Annotated in this window: 13 protein-coding genes; 3 read left to right on the plus strand and 10 right to left on the minus strand. The window is 67.3% G+C overall.

Annotation, left to right across the window (positions count from 1 at the left end; genetic code table 11):
• Positions 1-355: 355 nt before the first annotated feature.
• The 3 genes from HK401_RS13295 to HK401_RS13305 are packed head-to-tail and all read right to left on the minus strand — an operon-like array spanning position 356 to position 2,909.
• Positions 356-1,864: an alpha/beta hydrolase gene (locus HK401_RS13295; RefSeq protein ID WP_181275136.1), complete on the minus strand. Its 1,509-nt coding sequence runs from the start codon at positions 1,862-1,864 to the stop codon at positions 356-358.
• Entirely contained in the window at positions 1,864-2,667 is an 804-nt protein-coding gene (locus HK401_RS13300; protein ID WP_181275137.1) for a hypothetical protein, read from the minus strand. Before HK401_RS13300 ends, HK401_RS13295 begins: the two co-directional genes overlap by 1 nt.
• Entirely contained in the window at positions 2,664-2,909 is a 246-nt protein-coding gene (locus HK401_RS13305) for a hypothetical protein (RefSeq protein WP_181275138.1), read from the minus strand. The genes HK401_RS13300 and HK401_RS13305 overlap by 4 nt, the downstream gene beginning before the upstream one ends.
• 320 nt (positions 2,910-3,229) lie before the next feature.
• Here HK401_RS13305 and purB point away from each other — a divergent pair, with 320 nt between their 5' ends.
• Positions 3,230-4,663, plus strand: a complete 1,434-nt coding sequence (gene purB, locus HK401_RS13310) for an adenylosuccinate lyase (protein ID WP_181275139.1) — start codon at positions 3,230-3,232, stop codon at positions 4,661-4,663.
• Between the two features lie 99 nt (positions 4,664-4,762).
• On the opposite strand, the gene HK401_RS13315 is transcribed toward purB, so the two are convergent.
• Both HK401_RS13315 and HK401_RS13320 read right to left on the minus strand, forming a co-directional pair.
• Positions 4,763-5,560, minus strand: coding sequence for a transcriptional regulator (locus HK401_RS13315; RefSeq protein ID WP_181275140.1), 798 nt, complete (start codon positions 5,558-5,560; stop codon positions 4,763-4,765).
• Between the two features lie 307 nt (positions 5,561-5,867).
• The gene (locus HK401_RS13320) at positions 5,868-7,268 is read right to left on the minus strand and encodes an MFS transporter (protein ID WP_181275141.1); all 1,401 of its coding nucleotides are present in this window, start codon (positions 7,266-7,268) and stop codon (positions 5,868-5,870) included.
• Positions 7,269-7,446: 178 nt separating this feature from the next.
• Between HK401_RS13320 and HK401_RS13325 the strand changes: the two genes are divergently transcribed.
• Entirely contained in the window at positions 7,447-8,493 is a 1,047-nt protein-coding gene (locus tag HK401_RS13325) for an alpha/beta hydrolase family protein (RefSeq protein WP_181275142.1), read from the plus strand.
• Between the two features lie 11 nt (positions 8,494-8,504).
• Here the strand turns inward: HK401_RS13325 and HK401_RS13330 are convergent, their stop codons facing one another.
• Entirely contained in the window at positions 8,505-9,911 is a 1,407-nt protein-coding gene (locus HK401_RS13330) for a D-arabinono-1,4-lactone oxidase (RefSeq protein WP_309135989.1), read from the minus strand.
• Positions 9,908-11,200: an amino acid deaminase/aldolase gene (locus tag HK401_RS13335; RefSeq protein ID WP_181275143.1), complete on the minus strand. Its 1,293-nt coding sequence runs from the start codon at positions 11,198-11,200 to the stop codon at positions 9,908-9,910. Before HK401_RS13335 ends, HK401_RS13330 begins: the two co-directional genes overlap by 4 nt.
• 49 nt (positions 11,201-11,249) lie before the next feature.
• On the opposite strand from HK401_RS13335, the gene HK401_RS13340 reads away from it, so the two are divergent.
• The gene (locus tag HK401_RS13340; RefSeq protein WP_181275144.1) at positions 11,250-12,941 is read left to right on the plus strand and encodes a succinic semialdehyde dehydrogenase; all 1,692 of its coding nucleotides are present in this window, start codon (positions 11,250-11,252) and stop codon (positions 12,939-12,941) included.
• Positions 12,942-13,102: 161 nt separating this feature from the next.
• On the opposite strand, the gene HK401_RS13345 is transcribed toward HK401_RS13340, so the two are convergent.
• The 3 genes from HK401_RS13345 to HK401_RS21070 form a co-directional block, all read right to left on the minus strand.
• A complete protein-coding gene (locus HK401_RS13345) occupies positions 13,103-15,196 on the minus strand; it encodes a penicillin-binding transpeptidase domain-containing protein (RefSeq protein ID WP_181275145.1) in 2,094 nt (697 codons plus the stop codon).
• Positions 15,197-15,415: 219 nt separating this feature from the next.
• Positions 15,416-16,150, minus strand: a complete 735-nt coding sequence (locus HK401_RS13350) for a response regulator (RefSeq protein WP_181275146.1) — start codon at positions 16,148-16,150, stop codon at positions 15,416-15,418.
• A gap of 86 nt (positions 16,151-16,236) precedes the next feature.
• Complete coding sequence (locus tag HK401_RS21070) at positions 16,237-18,231, minus strand: sensor histidine kinase (protein WP_181275147.1); 1,995 nt, start codon at positions 18,229-18,231, stop codon at positions 16,237-16,239.
• Between the last annotated feature and the right edge of the window lie 24 nt (positions 18,232-18,255).

Below are 18,255 nucleotides of genomic sequence, written 5' to 3' on the forward strand. Positions count from 1 at the left end.
CTTGCCACTCTCGCCTTGCGGTTCGAGTATCAAAAGTGCAGGTCAGAAACAGACTATGGGCTGACTTCGACACATGTGGCCCAGTTCCAATGGCCTCAGCGGACAATTGTCGATCTCCTCAGACTTAGTCCATCGTCCGACCAACGCATGTCCGAGCACCGGATGACCGACGGTTTCCCCGCCGAGGCGGCCCTGCCCTGTCGGTGATCGGGAGCGTCCTGAGGTGGTGATTCTGTCCGTCGCGCGACGGTGTGGAGGCTCCGCCGAGGCGGTCCCGCCCGCCCGTAGGCACGCGCGGTTCAGCGGCTCTGCCCTGGCCGCCCGCGGTAACGCGCGGTTCAGTCGCACGCGCAGGTCACGTGTGCTTACGTCTGCCCTGGTAATCGCGGGTCTTCTTGAGATCTCCGGTGAAGAATCCCGAATTCTTCGCGGTGAACCGGTCGAGGCTCCCGTGCCCCAGCAGGGCGATCGATGCCGCATAGGCCGTCGATGAGTGCGCGGCACCGGCCGAGTCGAACAAGTCGGCGATCTCGGCATCGGACTTGTTCCTGAGCGCGGGCGCCTTGCGCAGTTCGTCGGGGTCGTAGTCGACGGTGATCGTCGACCAGTTGTCGGCGGCGGGGTTCTCGTTGCCGTCGAGGTCGGGCACGAGGTCCTGTTCGTGTTCGATGGAGAGCACGTCGATGTCCGAGCCGATGGCGAAGTCCGAGATCGGCGAGCCCACCGTCATGAGCGCCGTGACGTTGACGTCGGCGAGGAACGCCGGATCCGCCGCCAGGGAGCCTGCGGTGATGCCGCCCTGCGAGTATCCGACGAGCATGACCTCGTCGTTCGGGTCGATTCCCGCATCGGCGATCGCCTGGCGGACCATCTCGCGCATCACCGTGTCGTTGCCGGCCATGCCCTGCACGTTCGTCGTCATGTCCGTCGTGTTGTCCCCGGACTTCGCCGACCAGTCGGTGGTGGCCGGGACGTAGACGATGTAACGGGTGGTCCCATCGGGTCCGACGATCTCCTCGATTCGCACCTGTCCGGAGTCGGTGCCGCGATGGCAGGCCGCTTCACGGAGGTAGAGATCCTCGAGGTCGCGCGGGGGCTTCTCATGCGGCGGGGTCACCCCTTCTGCCTCCCAGACCTCCACGTCGGAGGGCAGAAGCAGCCCGAACTGATTCGCCCCGGCCAGCAGCCACACGGTCATCGACTGTGAGTCGTGCGGCCAATAGGCGTGGTCGGCATCGGTGTCGAGCAGCGCAGGAGGCAGCCCTACGAAGCCGACGACGATGCCCGGCAGCACGTGCTCGATGACGGCTCCGGCCACATCGGAGTGTTCGAACACGGCAGTGACCAGGGCCTCCTTCGCCTGTGCCTTGGTCTTGCCGAGATCGATGCCGAAGTGTGTGGTGATGACATCGTCGAGTCCGGTGACGTCGAGGATCTTCGAGACCACGAGCACCTGAACGCCGATGGTGATGGCGACGGGGATGATGACGGGCAGGCTGATGGCGATGATCCGCCCCGTCGCATAGCCGATGGCGTCGAGCAGTCCCCCGAAGGCCTCACTGATGCCCTTCTCCGCCTGCCGGTAGGCGAACGCGGCGGCCTTCACACCCACGGCCGTCGCCTCGAGCTCGAGCAGCGACGCGGCCAGCTGCCGGTGGAAGCGCATGCGACAGGCGTCGAGGTTGAGCGCCGTGAGCGGTGCCGGCACCTGCGTGAGCAGGGTCGCGAGGTCGAAGTCGCCGACCGCCGCCTGGACCGACAGATCGCCGATATCGCCGATGATCGCCTGCAGCGCCTCCCCGCTGCCGTCGGCGCGCTGGTCGACGGTGATCCTCCCGCCGCCACGGGCCCGCGAAGCGATCATCACCGCACTCCGACCGACATCGTCCGGGTCAGCACGGCGGCCACCAGCATCCGCACTGCATCATCGTCGGCGGCGACATCACAGTCGACGGTGATCGAATCGCCGCAGCGTTCGAGGACAGGGCGGAACCAGGCGCCGTCCCTGCGGTGGAGGAACTCGAGACCTGCGGCCCCACCGCGGGCGGCCCAGTTCACGGTGAGCACGCAGTCGTGTTCGACCAGCCCGGCGAGTTCGTCGACGACGTGGCCGATCCGCGCCGGGTCGATCCTGCGCAGCAGCTGGTGGTGGGCGAAGTCGTCGAACCCCTCGCCGTGCAGCGCCAGCACCGCCTGGCTGGTCGCCTGGCCGAGGCAGAGCGCGAGATGGACGGATTCGACGCCCGAGGACAGGACGACCGTGATCCGCACATCGCCCTGGTTGAGTTCGGCGGCGAATCCCGCGACCCACGCCGTGAGCACGTCGAGTTCCCGATTCGCCGGAACGGATTCGCCGAGGTCGACCAGCTCGAAGTTCTCCCCCACCGAGGTGGTGCCCGGATCGTCTTCCCACGTCGATGCGGGGCTCCCGTCACTCATCCCCACCGAGGTGGCGCCTACGTCGCTCTCGCCTGCCGAGCGGGATCCCGCATCGTCCTCCCCCGCCGGGCTGGGGCCGACGTCGCCCTCTTCGGGATCCGTCCGCCTCGGCGAGAGTTCGGTCGGCCACAGTCGGCGCAGCCGGTCGGGCAGCCTGCGGATCCTCTCGAGATCGACGACGATCCACTTCTCGAGGTCCCGAGTCCCGAACTCCGATGCGATGCTCACAGCTGGATTCGCCCTCCCACGGAGACGACCTGCAGATGCAGCTCGTACGCTTCGGCGAGGTCATCGGCGCAGTCCGCGAGCGCGTCGATCGACTCCGCGCACGATCTCACCCTGTCCTCGAGAAGATCCCCAGCCGGTGAGTCCCACCCCTCGATCTGCCGACAGCTTCGTGCGAGGCCGCGCAGCATCTGAGCACGACCCCTCCACTGCTCACGATTGCGCGCCAGCTCGTCCGTGATCACCCTTCACTCCTCACTTCTATGCGGTTCGCGACCGTGCGACCCCCACTCGTCCGGTGCAGGCAGTGCTCGCCCGCGCTCGATTTTCCCACCGTAGGAGGGCGCTGACCAGGCTGGGAAGCCCCGAATTCGACCCTGGGGACGACCATCGAGCATCCACAGGGTTCCTACGCCGGAGTCGTCACCGCCTCCACATGCGATCACGATCGAGTCGCCATCGTCACCTCCGGACCCCGCCGACCGTCCGCGCGCCGCGGGTGGGAGGGCTCCACCCCGGCCGGACGGGTTCCGCCCCGAACGTCCGCTCATGAGAAAATAGGGGCATGCCGACCGTTTCCCTTGCCGAAATCACGCCCGCCATCGCTCTCGGACCGCTTGATGGTCGCTACCGCAAAGACACCGCTGACCTCGTCGATCACCTCTCCGAGGCGGCGCTCAACCGCAACCGCATCATCGTCGAGATCGAATGGTTCATCCACCTCGCACAGAACTCCGTGATCGAGGGAGTCCGTCGTCTCACCCCCGACGAGGTCGACGGCCTGCGTGCCTTCGCCGACGGCTTCGACTCCGAGACCATCGCCACTCTGGCCGCCCACGAAGCGGTCACGGTCCACGACGTCAAGGCAGTCGAATACACAATCAAAGAAGCCCTAGTGGAGATCGGCGCCGACGATCTCAGCGAGCTCGTGCACTTCTGCTGCACCTCGGAGGACATCAACAATCTGTCCTGGGCGCTCGGCATCAAGGGTGCCACCGAACAGGTCTGGCTGCCGCGTGCGAAGGCGCTCATCGACAGCATCGCCGAGTCCGCCGCAGCCCTGGCAGAAGTGCCCATGCTCGCCCACACCCACGGTCAGCCGGCCACCCCGACGACGATGGGCAAGGAATTCGCGGTGTTCATCCACCGCCTCCGCCGCCAGTACGAGCGCATCGCCTCCACCGACTTCCTCGGCAAGATCAACGGCGCCACCGGAACCTACTCGGCCCACCTGGCAGCCGTTCCGGGAGCCGATTGGCCGAAGATCGCCCAGACCTTCGTCGAGGACCGCCTCGGACTGACGTTCAACTCGCTGACCACGCAGATCGAATCGCACGACTGGGATGCCGAGCTCTTCGCCGACATCGCCCGGTTCAACCGCATCGCACACAATCTGGCCACCGATATGTGGACCTACATCTCGATGAATTACTTCAAGCAGATCCCCGTGGCGGGAGCGACCGGTTCCTCGACGATGCCACACAAGGTCAACCCGATCCGGTTCGAGAACGCCGAGGCCAACCTCGAACTCTCCTGCGCCCTGCTCGATTCGCTCGCCTCGACCCTGGTGACCTCGCGGATGCAGCGGGACCTCACGGACTCGACCTCGCAGCGCAACATCGGCGTCGCCTTCGGCCACTCCTTGCTGGCGATGAACAACCTCGTCAAGGGACTGAGTGCTCTCGCCATCAACGAGGACGCCCTGTCCGCCGACCTCGATGCGAACTGGGAGGTCCTCGGCGAGGCAGTCCAGTCGGTGATGCGCGCCGCCGGCCTGCAGGGCACTCCCGGAATGGAGAACCCGTACGAAACGCTCAAGGAGCTCACCCGCGGCAAGCGGATCAACCAGGCCGACCTGCAGGAGTTCGTCTCCGGGCTCGGCCTGCCCGACGAGCGGGCCGAACTGCTCAAGGCGCTGACCCCGGCCACCTACATCGGCGTGGCCGCCCAGCTGGCCGAGGCCGAGGTCGCCGACTGGCAGAAGCTCAGCGAAGCCTGATCCGCTGCTGTCGACGACTCTTCCATGAGCCTGGCGCGACACATCGGGGCCGGTTTCCGAATTCGGAAACCGGCCCCGATGTGTCGCGCCGATCGTCGATCAGGCCGAGGGGATGTCGAAGGTCGTTGTGAACTCCGGGACCTTCTCGTCGGTTCCCATCACCTTGCCGGCTCCGCGTTCGTAGCGGATCGTGTACGTGTCCTTCTTCTCATCGGGAATGTACGCGATCCAGCCCTGGTGGGTTCCGCCGTCGCGGCGTGAGACGTCCTCGAAGGGGTCGTAACCCGCGGCTCTCATCTCCTCCTTGAGGCCGTCCGTCTGGTCGTATCGGTATTCGGCACCACCGTCGTTGGAGATCTTGAACGCTCCCGACTGGATGAGTCCGCTGTACTTCTGTCCTGGGGTGATCTTGACCTCGAGGAGGACGACTTCACCGCCGAGTTCGATGGCCGTCGCTCTCTTGGACGAGTCGAAGTTCCGCACGGCCGAAAGCACCTCGATCTTGTCCTGCATCTCGGGATCCTCGAAGCTCTTCCCGATGCTGGCCTCCCCCTGACTGCCCGACGACTGCCCTGAGTCCGAGCCCGAGGACCCACTATCTGAAGTTCCGCCGTCCGCGCTGCTCGTCCCGGTGTCGGAAGCGGCTGTGCCATCATCGGCGCTCTCCGTGCCCGCGTCCGATGAGGAAGAGCCCGCGTCAGAGGCCGCCTCGTCGCCATTCGAATCCTGCGAGGCCTCGTCCTCACCGCTCGGCTGCTGACCATTCGCTCCGGCCTGTTCACCGGAGGTGCCGTCCTGGTCGGGCACCACCTGGTCGATGAGCGAGCAGCCGGAGAAAGCGAGGGTGCAGCTGAGCAGGGCGGCTGCTGTGAGAGCGGCGCGATTCGTGCGTTTCATGGTGACTCCTTGGTCGGTTCCTCACACCCGGGAATCGACCACCCGAATGCCTGTGATGAAACCAACCTATGAGCCCGGCTCCGCCGAGATGTGCGCTCTGTGTGACAGAACAGCCACGCCTGTCATCGATCAGGCGCAGCGTGACTCTCAGCCGATGGAGTCGAGTTCAGGCATCGCTGATGAACGGGCGGGAGTCCCGCCTGCGCACGGCCGGGCGGATGTCTGTCCGACCCCTTCTGCGTATGGCGGGACGCCTGCCCGGGCGGGAGTCCCGCCCGACCCCGCCTGCGCCCGCCGGACCCCGCACTCAGGCGGGGACGAGGTGCCTGTCCGCGTCCACCTCGGCGAGGGTCTTCTTCCCCATGCTGCGGGCGAGGAAGAGCGTGGGAACGCCGGCGACGACGATGACGACGGTCGCGTAGATCGCCGGAGCCAAGTTGATGCCGGTCGACGACATCAGCGCCGTGGCGATGAGCGGCGAGAGACCGCCGAAGAGGACGGTCGCGACGTTGTAGCCGATCGCCATTCCGGAGAACCGGCTCGTGCCGGTGAACTGCTCTGGCACCATGGCCGCGGCGACCGCACTCCACCCGGCCGCGGGAATCGCGAGGAAGGCGACACCGAAGACCGCCCCACCTGAGGAGCTGCCGCCCAGCAGGGCGTATGCGGGAATGATCGTGAACACGAATACGGCCATGAGCACGGCCAGGGCGGGTTTGCGGCCGAACCGGTCCGAGGCCAGACCGAAGAACGGGGTGACGACGATGGCGACGACGGCGGCCACAGTGCCCAGCGCCAGGGACCCGGAATTCGGGACCTTCGCGACCTCTTCGATATAAGTGGGCACGTAGGTGATGTTGAGGAAGTAACTGACCGAGCCGATCGAGGAGATGAGGAAGGCGACGAGGATCGCCCGCGGCTGCTCGAGGATCGCGGTGATGAGCGGCGACCGTTCGAGCGCGGTGTCAGTCTTCTCCTTCTCCGCCTGCTGCAGCCGTTTGAAGGTCTCGGTCTCCTCCATCATCGACCGCAGCGGGACCATAAGGATCGCGAGCACGGCGCCGAGGACGAACAGCAGCCGCCATCCCCACGAATCCATCGCGTCGGAGCTGAGCGTGTTGGCCAGCAGCGCACCGGATCCGACCGCCAGGAGGGCGCCGACCTCGCTGTTGGCCGCCGCCCAGCTGGCGGCGAGTCCGCGCTTTCCCGGTCCGGCCGATTCCATGAGGAAGACCATGATTCCGGTGTACTCGGCGCCGACGGAGAACCCGGACAGGCACCGCAGCGTGACCATGAGGACGCCCGCCCAGATGCCGATCGTCTCATAGTTCGGGATAACGGCGATCCCGAGCATCGAGATGGCCATGAGGACCGCGGAGATGATGAGCGTGGAGCGTCGTCCGATCCGATCGCCGAGGTGGCCGAAGACCATCGCGCCCAAGGGACGGAAGAGGAAGCCTGCCGCACCCACTCCGAGAGTGAGCAGCAGAGAATCCGTCTGATCGCCGAAGAACTCCTTGGTCAGCGTCGTGGCGACGTAGAAGAAGATCGAGAAGTCGTACCATTCGACGACTGTGCCGAAGGCCGCAACGAACATCGAGCGACGGCGTCCGCGCTCACTCCTGCGCCGCTGCTCGGAGGTGGCACCTGAGGGAGTGGCCCCTGAAGAGGTGGGGTCTGAAGAGGTGTGCTGATCGAACTCTGACATCGTCGATTCCAGTTCGTCGGGAATATGCGATCGTGGGGTCGGTGCCGCTGGGGCCAGGCGGCCGGATCGCTCGTCGTCCTGAGCGTACCAGTCGGGCGTGACATCTCGAACCGTTCACGACAGAACTTTTGCTACCGAACAGTAGCCAAGTGTCGGATCGGTGGCTACGCTCGATGACATGGAGAGATCAGCACCGCAGCCTCTGCACATTCCGGTCCGCAGCCGCCTCGGCGACGGGACCATCACCGGTCATCTCCTTCAGCCCGAGGTTTCGCCGCGCGGAGTGGTCACGATCCATCCGGCCACTGCGACGCCGGAGCGCTTCTACTTCTCCTTCGCCGATGCCCTCGTCGATCGCGGGTTCGCCGTGGTCACCTACCGGATGCGCGGGGTCGGCAGTCCTGCCGCGCGGACGAATCCGCGACTGCGCATGAGCGACTGGATCACCGAGGATGTTCCTGCCGTATCCGCGTGGACGGAGGAGAGGTTCCCCGGACTGCCGCAGTTCGCCCTCGGGCACAGCCTCGGCGGGCATGCCCTATTGCTCGGGTTCGGCGGTGAACGGCTGAGCGGCATCGTCACCGTCGCGACGCATCGGGCGGCGACCCGGGACATCATCACCCGTACCGAACGCATGCGCGTGCGCGCCATCCTCTCCGCCCTCGGTCCGGCGCTGACCCGGCTCCTCGGGTATGCGCCGGGTGAGCGGCTCGGCCTCGGGGAGGACATTCCGCGAGCGGCCCTGCTCGAATGGTCGCACTGGGTGAGTCGGCCCGACTACTTCTTCGACATCCCCGAACTCTCCGCGGCAGCGCGGATGGCGCGTATGCTCACTCCCGTCCTCTCCGTCGGCGCCGCAGACGACCTGTGGGCCTCACCAGGGCAGATCGACGAACTCGTCGATCGACTGCTCCTCGCCCCGGTCGAGCGTCGGACATTCAACGCTACCGAGTTCGGTGTCAGGAAGATCGGTCATCACGGGCTGATGCGCCGCTCGGTCGGCAGCGGGGCCTGGCCGGAGATCATCGGCTGGCTGGCAAGAGCCGCAGATGCGCGGGCCGCGGACGTGCAGGGCGCAGACTCGCAGGCCGCAGGTGTGGGGCCCACGGACTCGCAGGCCGCACGTGCGCAGACGGCTGAGGCTCAGCCGGAAGGCACGCAGGCCGCACGTGCGCAGGAAATGAGCGCGCTAACACCCCACCGAAATGCGCGGGTCGGAACGTGACGTCCCGGTCCTCAGCGCGCGGTGAGGCCGAACAGCGAATCGGTGAACCGATTGCCGAACATCGCTTCCGGGTCGAGGCGGGCCCGCAGTGCACAGAAGTCGTCGAAGCGCGGGTAGAGTCCGCGCAGTCGGTCCGCGCCGAGGCTGTGGATCTTGCCCCAGTGCGGACGTCCGCCGTGGGCGAGCGCGATCTGCTCGACGACGCGGAAGTATTCGGCGAAGTCCTCCTTGTTGAACCGGTGGACGGCGATGTACATCGTCTCCCGACCCGAAGCCGTGGACAGCGGCACATCATCGGCGGCCGCGCACCGGACCTCGAGCGGGAACGAGATCGACCACCCCTTGGTCTCGATCGCCGCCCGGATCTCACGGATCGCTTGCGAGCCGGCGGCGAAGGGCAGTGCGTACTCCATCTCGTTGAAGCGCACTCGGCGCGGGGTGACGAACACGTCGTGGCCGGGCGCCCGGTAGATCCGGTCCGAGACCACGGACTGGGCGATGCGGTTGATGGACGGCACCGCGGCCGGGACCTTCGCTCCGAGCTCGACGGCCAGACGCAGGGCTCCGTTCTCCACGACCTCCTTGTCCAGGAGATTGAGCCAACGGTTGCGCACCCCCGCCTCGGCGAGGTGACCGGGTCCGGCCTGCCCTGGATCCACGCGGGTATTCGTCTTCGTCAGCGCCGAATCGGTGTGTGGGAACCAGTAGAACTCGAAATGGTCGGCCGAGCGCATCCGCCCCTCGAGCCCGTCGAGGAGTTCGGCGAATCCGACCACCTTCTCCTCGGCGATGAGGTCGAAGGCCGGCACGCACTGGAGCTCGACCTCGGTGAGCACTCCGAGCACGCCGAGGCTGACCCGCGCGAGGTCGAAGACCTCGGATTCGTCCTCCGCGGACAGTTCGCGCACGCTGCCGTCGGGTCCCATCAGGGACAGCCCGGTGATGGTGCCCGCGAATCCGGTGAATCCGAGGCCGGTGCCGTGCGTGCTCGTCGAGATCGCCCCGGCCAGCGACTGCGGGTTGACGTCACCCTGGTTGGCCAGGGCCAGACCGAAGGGTGCGAGGAGGCCCGGGATGTCGCGCAGCCGGGTGCCCGCGTGGAAGCGCACGCGCCTGCGGTCCTCGTCGACGGCGACGATCCCGCTCAGTTCGTCGAGGTTGACCATGACGTCGTCACCCGCAGCGACCGGGGTGAACGAATGCCCGGCTCCGACGACGCGCAGTCGGTCACCGTCCGCGGAGGTGCGTGAGACGATCGCCGACAGCTCCCCCACCGAGGTGGGGCTCAGGTACGAGTGCGGATGGGCATGGACGTGCCCGGACCAGTTCCGAAACGCCTGACGGCCGGCCCCCGCGCCCTGCCCGGACCTGCCGCTTCGTCCGGACTCGCCGTTTCGTCCCGTTTCCACTGTGCTCACAGCACCAGCCCTTCTCCCCTGTACGTCGTCCAGGACTCGACCACTGTCGAGCCCGAGACGACGAGGAATTCGTTGAAATGTTCTGCCAGCTCCCCTGCCTTGGCATGCCTGAACCACACGAGGTCGCCGATGCGCAGATCCTCGACACCGGGCCCGGTCAGCGGCGTCTGCACCTCGCCGGGGCCCTCGAGGCCGGAGTATTCGAGCCCCGGCGGCCAGGCGATGGTCGGCAGGCGGTCGGCCCCGGGCACTCCCGAAGCGATGAAGCCGCCCTTGAAGACCGTCACCCAGCCGGGTGCGGGGCGGCGCACGACCGGGGTGACGAAGAAGGCGGCGGGACGGTGGCGGAAATGCGTATAACCGTCGAAGAGCCCCGGCGAAAACAGTCCGGACCCGGCCGCGAGTTCGCTCAGAGTGCCTTCGACCGCACTCGATTCGAAGGAGCCGGTGCCCCCGCCGTTGACGAATTCGAGGTCGGCGACCTCGCGGACGGCGGCGATGACCGCGGCCCGGCGCTTCGCGAGCTCAGCGATCGAGGCCTTCTGCATGCGACGGACGATGGCCTGTCTGGCCGAGCGTCCGGCATCGCCGGTGCCGGCGATCTGCCCCTCGTAGAACATCAGACCGACGAGGTCGAAGCCGGGCCGAGCAGCGACCTGCCGGGCCAGAGCGACCGCGGAATTCTCGTCGCGGATCGGCGAACGCCGCGAGCCGATGTGGAACCGATCGCCCATCCAGGCCTCGGCCAGTCGGAAGGAGGCGTCGACGTCGATGCACACCCGCACCGAGGCGGCGGCCGCCTCGGCGGGGTTCGGCTGCGTCGTCCGAGGCTCTGGCGTCGTTCGCGGTTCCTCCGCGGTCGGTACGGACACCGGTCCCGCATCGGCGGGGGGATCTGCGAGGGAATCGCGGACCGCATCGATGATGTCGAGGTGGGCCACGGAATCGATCATCACCGTGATGTTCGTACACGCCCCCACCTCGGCGAACATCCGCGCCAGCGCCTGCTTGTCGAGGCTCGGATAGCCGATGACGATGTCACGGACGCCGCGCGCGTGGAGGTGAAGCGCCTCGGGCACGGAGTACGCGAGCACGCCGGAATACGCGGGATGGGCAAGCGCGCGTTCGATGGCCGCGGGCACCCGCAGGGACTTCGAGGCGACCCGGATCGGCAACCCGCGGGCACGGTCGGCCAGTGCGTCGAGGTTCGCGTCGAAAGCCCCGAGGTCGATCACGGCGGTCGGTGCTCCCGTGCCGTCCATCGCACCACGCAGATCGCTCGAAACCATGTCAGATAGTCTATCCGCACATGACCTACGTCATATGGGAAGGAATCCGATGAGATCCGAAACCACCACCACAGCACCGCGCACCGAATCAGCCGCCGAGGCGGCCGCTGCCGGGGCGGGCACCAGGCCTTCCGCCTCGGACGCTGCCAGGTCCGCGACGGGCACCGACCGGACGAGCACCACCCGTTCGGACGCCGCCCCGTACACCGCAGCGCTGCGGGACTTCCTCGACACGGACCCGTACGCCGAGGCCTCCGGGTCGGGCGGGCGCGAGCGCGGCGTCGTGCCGTTCACCGGCGAAGAGGTCGTTCGGTTCGCCCGGAACACCCCCGCCGACGTCGAGGCCGCCTATCGGACCGCCCGCATCGCCGCCTCGGCCTGGGCCGCCCAGTCCGTTGAGCATCGGGCGAAGGTGCTCATGCGGCTGCACGACTCGCTGCGCCGGCACGAGGACCTGCTCCTCGACATCGTGCAGTACGAGTCCGGCAAGGCCCGCATCCACGCCTACGACGAGGTCCTCGACACCTACAACGTGCTGCGCCACTACGGCGTGATGGCAGCGAAATACCTCCGTCCCGAACGTCGGCGAGGGGCGATCCCGGTCCTCACCCGCACCGAGGTGACCCACACACCCCTCGGCGTGATCGGCTTCATCACCCCGTGGAACTACCCGCTGACCTTGGGTGCGACCGACCTGTTCGCGGCCCTGACCGCCGGCAACGCCGTCGTCCACAAACCCGATTCGTCGACGACCCTGACCGCGATCTTCATGCGACGGCTGGCGATCGCCGCGGGCCTGCCGGCCGAGCTGTGGCAGCTCGTACCCGGCCCCTCCTCCGAGATCGGGTCCGCGATCATCGCCGGTGCTGACGGAGTCTCGTTCACCGGGTCGACGGCCGCGGGACGGTCGATCGCCGCGGAGACGGGACAGCGTCTGCTGCCGACCGCGCTCGAGCTCGGCGGCAAGAACCCGATGGTCGTGCTCTCCGATGCGGACCTGCCCAAGGCCGTCGAAGGTGCCGTGCGCGGGTCGTTCTCCTCGGCCGGTCAGCTGTGCATCTCGGTCGAGCGTATCTACGTCCACGAAGACCTCTATCCGGAGTTCTGCTCCCGTTTCGCCGAGGCGGCGCGCGCCCTGACCCTGAGCGCCGAGTTCGCGTACGGGCCCGGGATGGGATCGTTGGGCGGGCCGAAGCAGTTCGAGAGGGTCGGCGCCCATGTCGAACAGGCGCGCGGCGCCGGTGCCACGGTCATCGCCGGCGGGCATCCGGTGCCCGAGGTGGGCCCGTACTTCTACGCCCCGACCGTGCTCACCGATGTTCCCGCTTCCGCCGAGATCTACCGTGAGGAGACGTTCGGCCCCGTCGTGTCCGTCTACCCGGTGTCCTCCGACGCCGAGGCGGTCGCGGCGGCCAATGACAGCGAATACGGCCTCGCCGCAGTCGTGTACTCCCGCTCCCGCGGGCGCGAATACGCCCGGCAGATCGAGGCGGGGATGATCAACGTCAACGAGGTCTACCCGGCCAGCTGGGGATCCGTCGACGCCCCTGCCGGCGGAGTCAAGGCCTCCGGGCTGGGCCACCGGCACGGGATCGACGGCATCCACCAGTTCATGCACACGCACACCATCGCCGAGCAGCGGCTTCACCCGATCGCCCCGACGTCGGTGCTCGATCAGAAGAAGTTCGCGGGCCTCATGTCCGGGGCGCTGTCGGTGATGAAGGCCCTGCGGATGAAGTAAGGGCTGGGCCTGCGGGCAGTGGACCCGCATGCGGAGCGGGGCACCACCTCGGCGAGAAGTGGTCACGATCGGATACTTCCCCAAATCTAGGTCGCTATCGGACATTTCTGACGCTGAAAAATGTCCGATAGCGACCTATGTTTCGGCCCGAGCCAGCCCAATCAGGCTCGGTTATCGCGAATGCGGTCGAAGAATTCGTGCGCGACGGGCACGGCCGCCTCGGCGCCGAATCCCCCGTCCTCGACGAGCACGGCCACGGCCAGATCTCCTTGGAACCCGGCGAACCACGAATGCGTGCGCGGCGGGGAGTCGTCGCCGTATTCGGCGGTGCCGGTCTTGCCATGCACATCCTTGCCCGGGACGTCCTTGAGGTCGGTGGCGGTGCCGTCAGTGACCGCGCGGCGCATCATGTCCTTCAGCTCCTTCGCCGCGTCCGCGTCGAGCTGCGGGGCGTCGGCTGATTCGTCGGCATCGCCGCCGGAGGTGCCTCCTCTGCCGTCGGTGCCGCCTGCCTCATCACTTCCGCTGCCTGCCGAACCTGCTCTGTCTTCGAGTGCATCGCCGAGGACGAGCTGCGGAGTCACGGTCTCCCCTGCGCTCACCGAGGCGGCCATCGTCGCCACGGCCAACGGGCTCGCCTGCACCTTGCCCTGACCGATCATCTGTGCGGCATGGGTGACGGTGTCATCGTCGGTCGGGACCGAGGCCATTTTCGCTCCGATGCCGAACGCTCCGGCGCTGTCCTTCTCTGACCCGGCACCGCCCTTCTCTGACCCGGGACCGTCCTCATCCTTCCCGGCGCTGCCTGCGTCCTTCCCCGCCCCGCTCGTCATGCCGAGTTGGGCGGCCGCGGCGGCCACCTCGGCGCCGGTGACCTTCTCTCCGGAGGACACGAAGGCGGTGTTGCAGGAGTGGGCGAAGTCCTCGGCCAAGCTGACGGTGCCGAGCACTTCGTCCTCGGCGTTCTTGAATCTCTTGCCGCCGATGGTCGCTGTCTTCGGGCAGGCGATGTCGTCATCGGGTTTCACCCCGGATTCGAGGAGGGCGAGACCGGAGGCGATCTTGAAGACCGAACCGGGAGCGTACCGGCCGGTCAGCGCCCGATCCCACGCCGCGCCCTTCGGATCGTGGTTGGCCACGGCGAGGACGTGACCGTCGCTGGGCCGGATGACGACGACGGCGGCCGGCTTCTTCGCGGTCGCGGTCGCCTCGTCCGCGGCGTCCTGGGTCTTCACGTCGAGGGTGGTCTCGAGGTCCTCGCCGTCCTTCTGTGCGAAGGCGTGCAGACTCGTCAGCTTCGTCTTCCCGCCCTTGTCGTCGGTCGAATCCCCCTTGGCGAAGACCTCGACGCTGCCGGGTCCGGCGAGGCGGTCATTGAACGATTTCTGCAGTCCCGTGCGTCCGACGACGTCGCCGGCGACGATCTCGCCGTCGGATTTCTTGATGTCATCGGCGCTGGCCTGCCCGGTCGATCCCAGGGTGGCCTGAGCGAAGCCGCGGCTGCGGGTCAGGGTCTGGCTGCTGTCGGAGAAGAGGACGCCGGGCAGGTCGTGGATGTCGTCCTTGACGTGCTTGTAGTCGTCTTCGCGCAAGGTGACGACGGGAACGAGCTGATTGCCCTCGGCCTTGTCGACCGTGTCATCGAGATCGTCGGCGTCGAGGTCGAGGGAGTCGACGCCGTCATTGAGCTTCTTCACGAGGGTGCTCAGGGTGTCGGGTTCGAGCCGGTTCGGGTGGACTCCGATGTCGACGACCTTCCCCTCTTCCATGAGGACTTCATCGTCGGCGCCGAGGATCTTTCCGCGCTTGCCCGGATTCGCCCGCAGTTCGAAGCTGCCGCCTTTGCCGAGCTTCGGGTGGATGGCCCTCTCGGTGAGGTCCGCCCACCAGAACAGCCCGTGCTTCTCCAGCGGCAGCTCGGACCTGTACCTCCAGGCCTCACCATCGAAGTTCGCCCAGGTCCAATCGAGTGTCGCCACCGTCTGGCCGTCGGACTCCGTCACGTCATCGACGGTGACCGAGCGCAGATCGACTCGTTTGCCCAAGGACTTCGTGACCCGGTCGAAGGTGCCCTGGGCCAGTTCCTTCTCATGCCAGATATCGGATGACGGCTGTTCTTCGGCGAGATCGCGGGCCGCGGCCTCGGCTGCGGTGGAGGCCAGCATCGGAAGTCGGAGGATCGCGAAGACACCGGCACCGGCGAGGAGGACGAGGACAAGGGCGATGGCCAACCAGACTCGCGACTTCTTCGACATAGGTCCATCCTCTACCGAGGTTTCTGCAATGTCTATTGCTACGGTGCCGTCGGTTGGGGTTCACGGTCGCAAGGAGCATGCGGCCGTAGGTGGGCGAAATGGTCGCCTGGCCAGGACCTGTGGACCAGAATGCCCACCTGGCGCAGACGAGAGGGAAGCAGACGCCGCGAGTTCGAACGCGCCCGGTTCAGTTCGCGCCGGGCTCAGTTCGCGCCGGGCTCAGTTCGCGTCGGCGACGACGGTGTATTCGAGGACGGGGCGGCCCGCCGCACCGTAGCGGGGACGACGTTCGAGCATGCCCGCGTCGGCCATGGATTCGAGGTAGCGGCGGGCGGTGACGCGGGAGACTCCGAGACCTTCGGACACCTCGGCGGCGGACTGGCCGGGATTGTCGCCCAGCAGCGTCTTCACCTCGTCCTGCACCGCATCCGGCACGCCTTTCGCGGTCGCGGCAACGGTGTGGGTGCGCAGCGCCGAGATCGCCTTGTCGACCTCGGTCTGGGTGACTTCACCTTCGTTCGAATCCCCGCCGAGGCGGTTGCGGAAGGACGAATACGCCTCGAGTTTGGACTTGAAGACGGGGAAGGTGAAGGGCTTGATGATGTACTGCGCGACCCCATAGGACAGGGCCTCCTGCACGATCTGCATGTCCCGGGCGGCGGTGACGGCGATGATGTCCACGTCGACACGCTGGCCCCGGATGGCACGGCAGACCTGCAGTCCGTGCCCGTCGGGCAGATTCATATCCAGGAGCACCAGGTGGATGCCCGCGGGGTCGAGGCCGTAGATCTGGCCCGTCAGAGCGGCCATCGCCTGAGTCGCATTCTTCGCCACTCCCGCGACGTGATAGCCGTCGAGGCGATCGAGGTACTTCGCGTGAGCACGCGCAGCGACCACCTCGTCCTCGACGACGAGCACTCCGATGCTCGACTCAGGAATGGTTGTGTCTGACATGCCGCCAGTCTAGCCAACCCCTCCGCGCTGCGGCGGCGGTTTGTGTTCCAGCCTGGGCACAACGCCCGCACCGGTTCCTCGAGACATCATTCTCCGTGGACTCCGCCCGCACCGACGTTGGCATCCGGCAGCCACACCGTGAGCACCGCGCCCTTGAACCGGTCGCACTCCTCACCGCGGCCCTGCACGTCGACGGCCCCGCCGAGGCGGCGGATCGCCTGCACCACCAGCGACAGCCCGACTCCGCGGGTTCCCGTCTGCTGACGGCCGAGTCCCTGGTCGGTCTCGACGCCGTCGTGTTTGGTCGACCAGCCGCGTTCGAAGATCGCATCGAGGTGCTCCTCGTCGATGCCCGGCCCGTCGTCGCTGACCTCGATCGTGAATCCGCCGGGACCGCCCGAACCGGACAGGTGCACATGCACGCGCTTGTCCTCGGACAGCACGTCCTGCCTGCTCAGCGCGTCGAAAGCATTGTCGATGAGGTTGCCCAGGATCGTCGCGAGATCCCGGTCGTCCCCGCCGAGGTTGCCCGTGAGATCCGCGGTGTCGACCGTCATCTCGATGCCCACCTCGGCGGCTTGGGCGATCTTCGACAGCAGCAGGGCGGAGAGGACGGGGTGGTCGAAGGTCATCGATCCGTCCCCGTTGACCCGGTTGAGATCGTCGATGTCCTTGGCCGCGAAGTCGATGGCCTCATCGACGTGCCCCGTTTCGAGCAGGGACACGACCATGTGCAGCCGGTTCGCGTATTCGTGGGTCTGGGCGCGCAGGGAGTCCGAGAACGAACGGACGGAGACGAGTTCGCCGGAGAGCTCGGCCAGTTCCGTGTGGTCGCGCATGGTCACGACCCAGGTGTCGCTGGCTGCGTCGGTCGGCTGCTGGTTGACCACGAGCACCCGAGAGTCCGTGTAGTGGATCTCGTCGCGGGCCCACCGCCCGGAGGCGAGCAGATCGTGGAGTTCCTCGGGCAGGTCGAGTTCGTCCAGGGGCATCTCCGCCGCCGAGGTGGGGGCCGGGTTCGCGTCCCCCACCGGGGCTGCGTCGCTCGCCGGGGGTGCGTGGCCTGCCAGGCCGGGACCTCCCGCCGCGCCGGCCCCGCCCTCCGGGACGCCATCCGCCGCGCCGGACGCATCCGAGCTCGCCGCCCGCTCCCCCGCGGGCAGGCCGAGCAGTTCGCGGGCATCGGCATTGATGAGCACGATTCCGCGTGACCGATCGACCAGCAGGAGACCTTCGGAGACTGCCTTGAGCACCGAGGAGTAGAAGTCGAGCATGCTCTTGAGCTCCTCGGCGCCGTAGTCGCCGGTGACCCGCCGCAGACCGCGGGAGGTCGCCCACGACGAGCCGATCCCGAGGACGAGGGTGAGCACTGCGATGCCGATGAGCCATTGGCCCTGGGGCAGAAAGCCCTCCCGGACCGTATCGGCGGAGGCCCCGACGATGACGGCGCCGACCACGGTGTCGGGCCCCACCTCGTCGGCACCGACGTGTTCGGCGTGGACGGGGGTGATGACGTACATGGTGCCGTCACCGGGACCGCCGTCGTCGATGAATCGCACGCTCGAACGGCCGTCCTTGATCGCATCCTCATCGACAGACTGGGCGAGCTGGTCGATCGAATCCTCGGGGATCTTGCCGGAGTTCGCCGAGGCGATCTTGTCCTCGAGCGCCTGCTGCCGATCCGGCGAGCCGAGGGTGGGCGGAGTGAGCAGGTAGTCGATGGGTACGACGGCGGCGACGTCGAAGCCGTACTGGCTGATGACATTGCCCAGCATGGTCCCGACATCGGCCCGGGACTCGGCGTCGAGGAAGTCGTCGTTGCCGGCCTCGCCGGTGCCCACGAGGCCCAGCGACATCGACATGTTGTCCGCCGCCGATCGCAGCAGGTCCTGTTCCCGCTTCGTGTTCAGCTGGGAGAGCTGGATGTAGAGGAGACTCGTCGTGAGCACCATGATGCCCACGAGCATGACCGAGTTGCCGAACATGATCCGGCCGGCCACGCCGAGGCGGAACCACCGGCTCGCGACACCCGCCGATCCGGCGGATCCCTTCGACAGCACGGTTCGTTTCTCCTTGGGCATGCGTCCCATTGTGCCACCGTGCAC

The sequence above is a fragment of the Brevibacterium oceani genome (genome assembly GCF_013623835.1).
GTDB classification, from domain to species: Bacteria; Actinomycetota; Actinomycetes; order Actinomycetales; family Brevibacteriaceae; genus Brevibacterium; species Brevibacterium oceani.

Excerpts from the sequence above, each read along its gene's own strand:
- HK401_RS13295 (WP_181275136.1), bottom strand. The coding sequence starts at position 1,864 with ATGATCGCTTCGCGGGCCCGTGGCGGCGGGAGGATCACCGTCGACCAG.
- purB (WP_181275139.1), top strand. The coding sequence starts at position 3,230 with ATGCCGACCGTTTCCCTTGCCGAAATCACGCCCGCCATCGCTCTCGGA.
- HK401_RS13315 (WP_181275140.1), bottom strand. The coding sequence starts at position 5,560 with ATGAAACGCACGAATCGCGCCGCTCTCACAGCAGCCGCCCTGCTCAGC.
- HK401_RS13320 (WP_181275141.1), bottom strand. The coding sequence starts at position 7,268 with ATGTCAGAGTTCGATCAGCACACCTCTTCAGACCCCACCTCTTCAGGG.
- HK401_RS13325 (WP_181275142.1), top strand. The coding sequence starts at position 7,447 with ATGGAGAGATCAGCACCGCAGCCTCTGCACATTCCGGTCCGCAGCCGC.
- HK401_RS13335 (WP_181275143.1), bottom strand. The coding sequence starts at position 11,200 with ATGGTTTCGAGCGATCTGCGTGGTGCGATGGACGGCACGGGAGCACCG.
- HK401_RS13340 (WP_181275144.1), top strand. The coding sequence starts at position 11,250 with ATGAGATCCGAAACCACCACCACAGCACCGCGCACCGAATCAGCCGCC.
- HK401_RS13345 (WP_181275145.1), bottom strand. The coding sequence starts at position 15,196 with ATGTCGAAGAAGTCGCGAGTCTGGTTGGCCATCGCCCTTGTCCTCGTC.
- HK401_RS13350 (WP_181275146.1), bottom strand. The coding sequence starts at position 16,150 with ATGTCAGACACAACCATTCCTGAGTCGAGCATCGGAGTGCTCGTCGTC.
- HK401_RS21070 (WP_181275147.1), bottom strand. The coding sequence starts at position 18,231 with ATGCCCAAGGAGAAACGAACCGTGCTGTCGAAGGGATCCGCCGGATCG.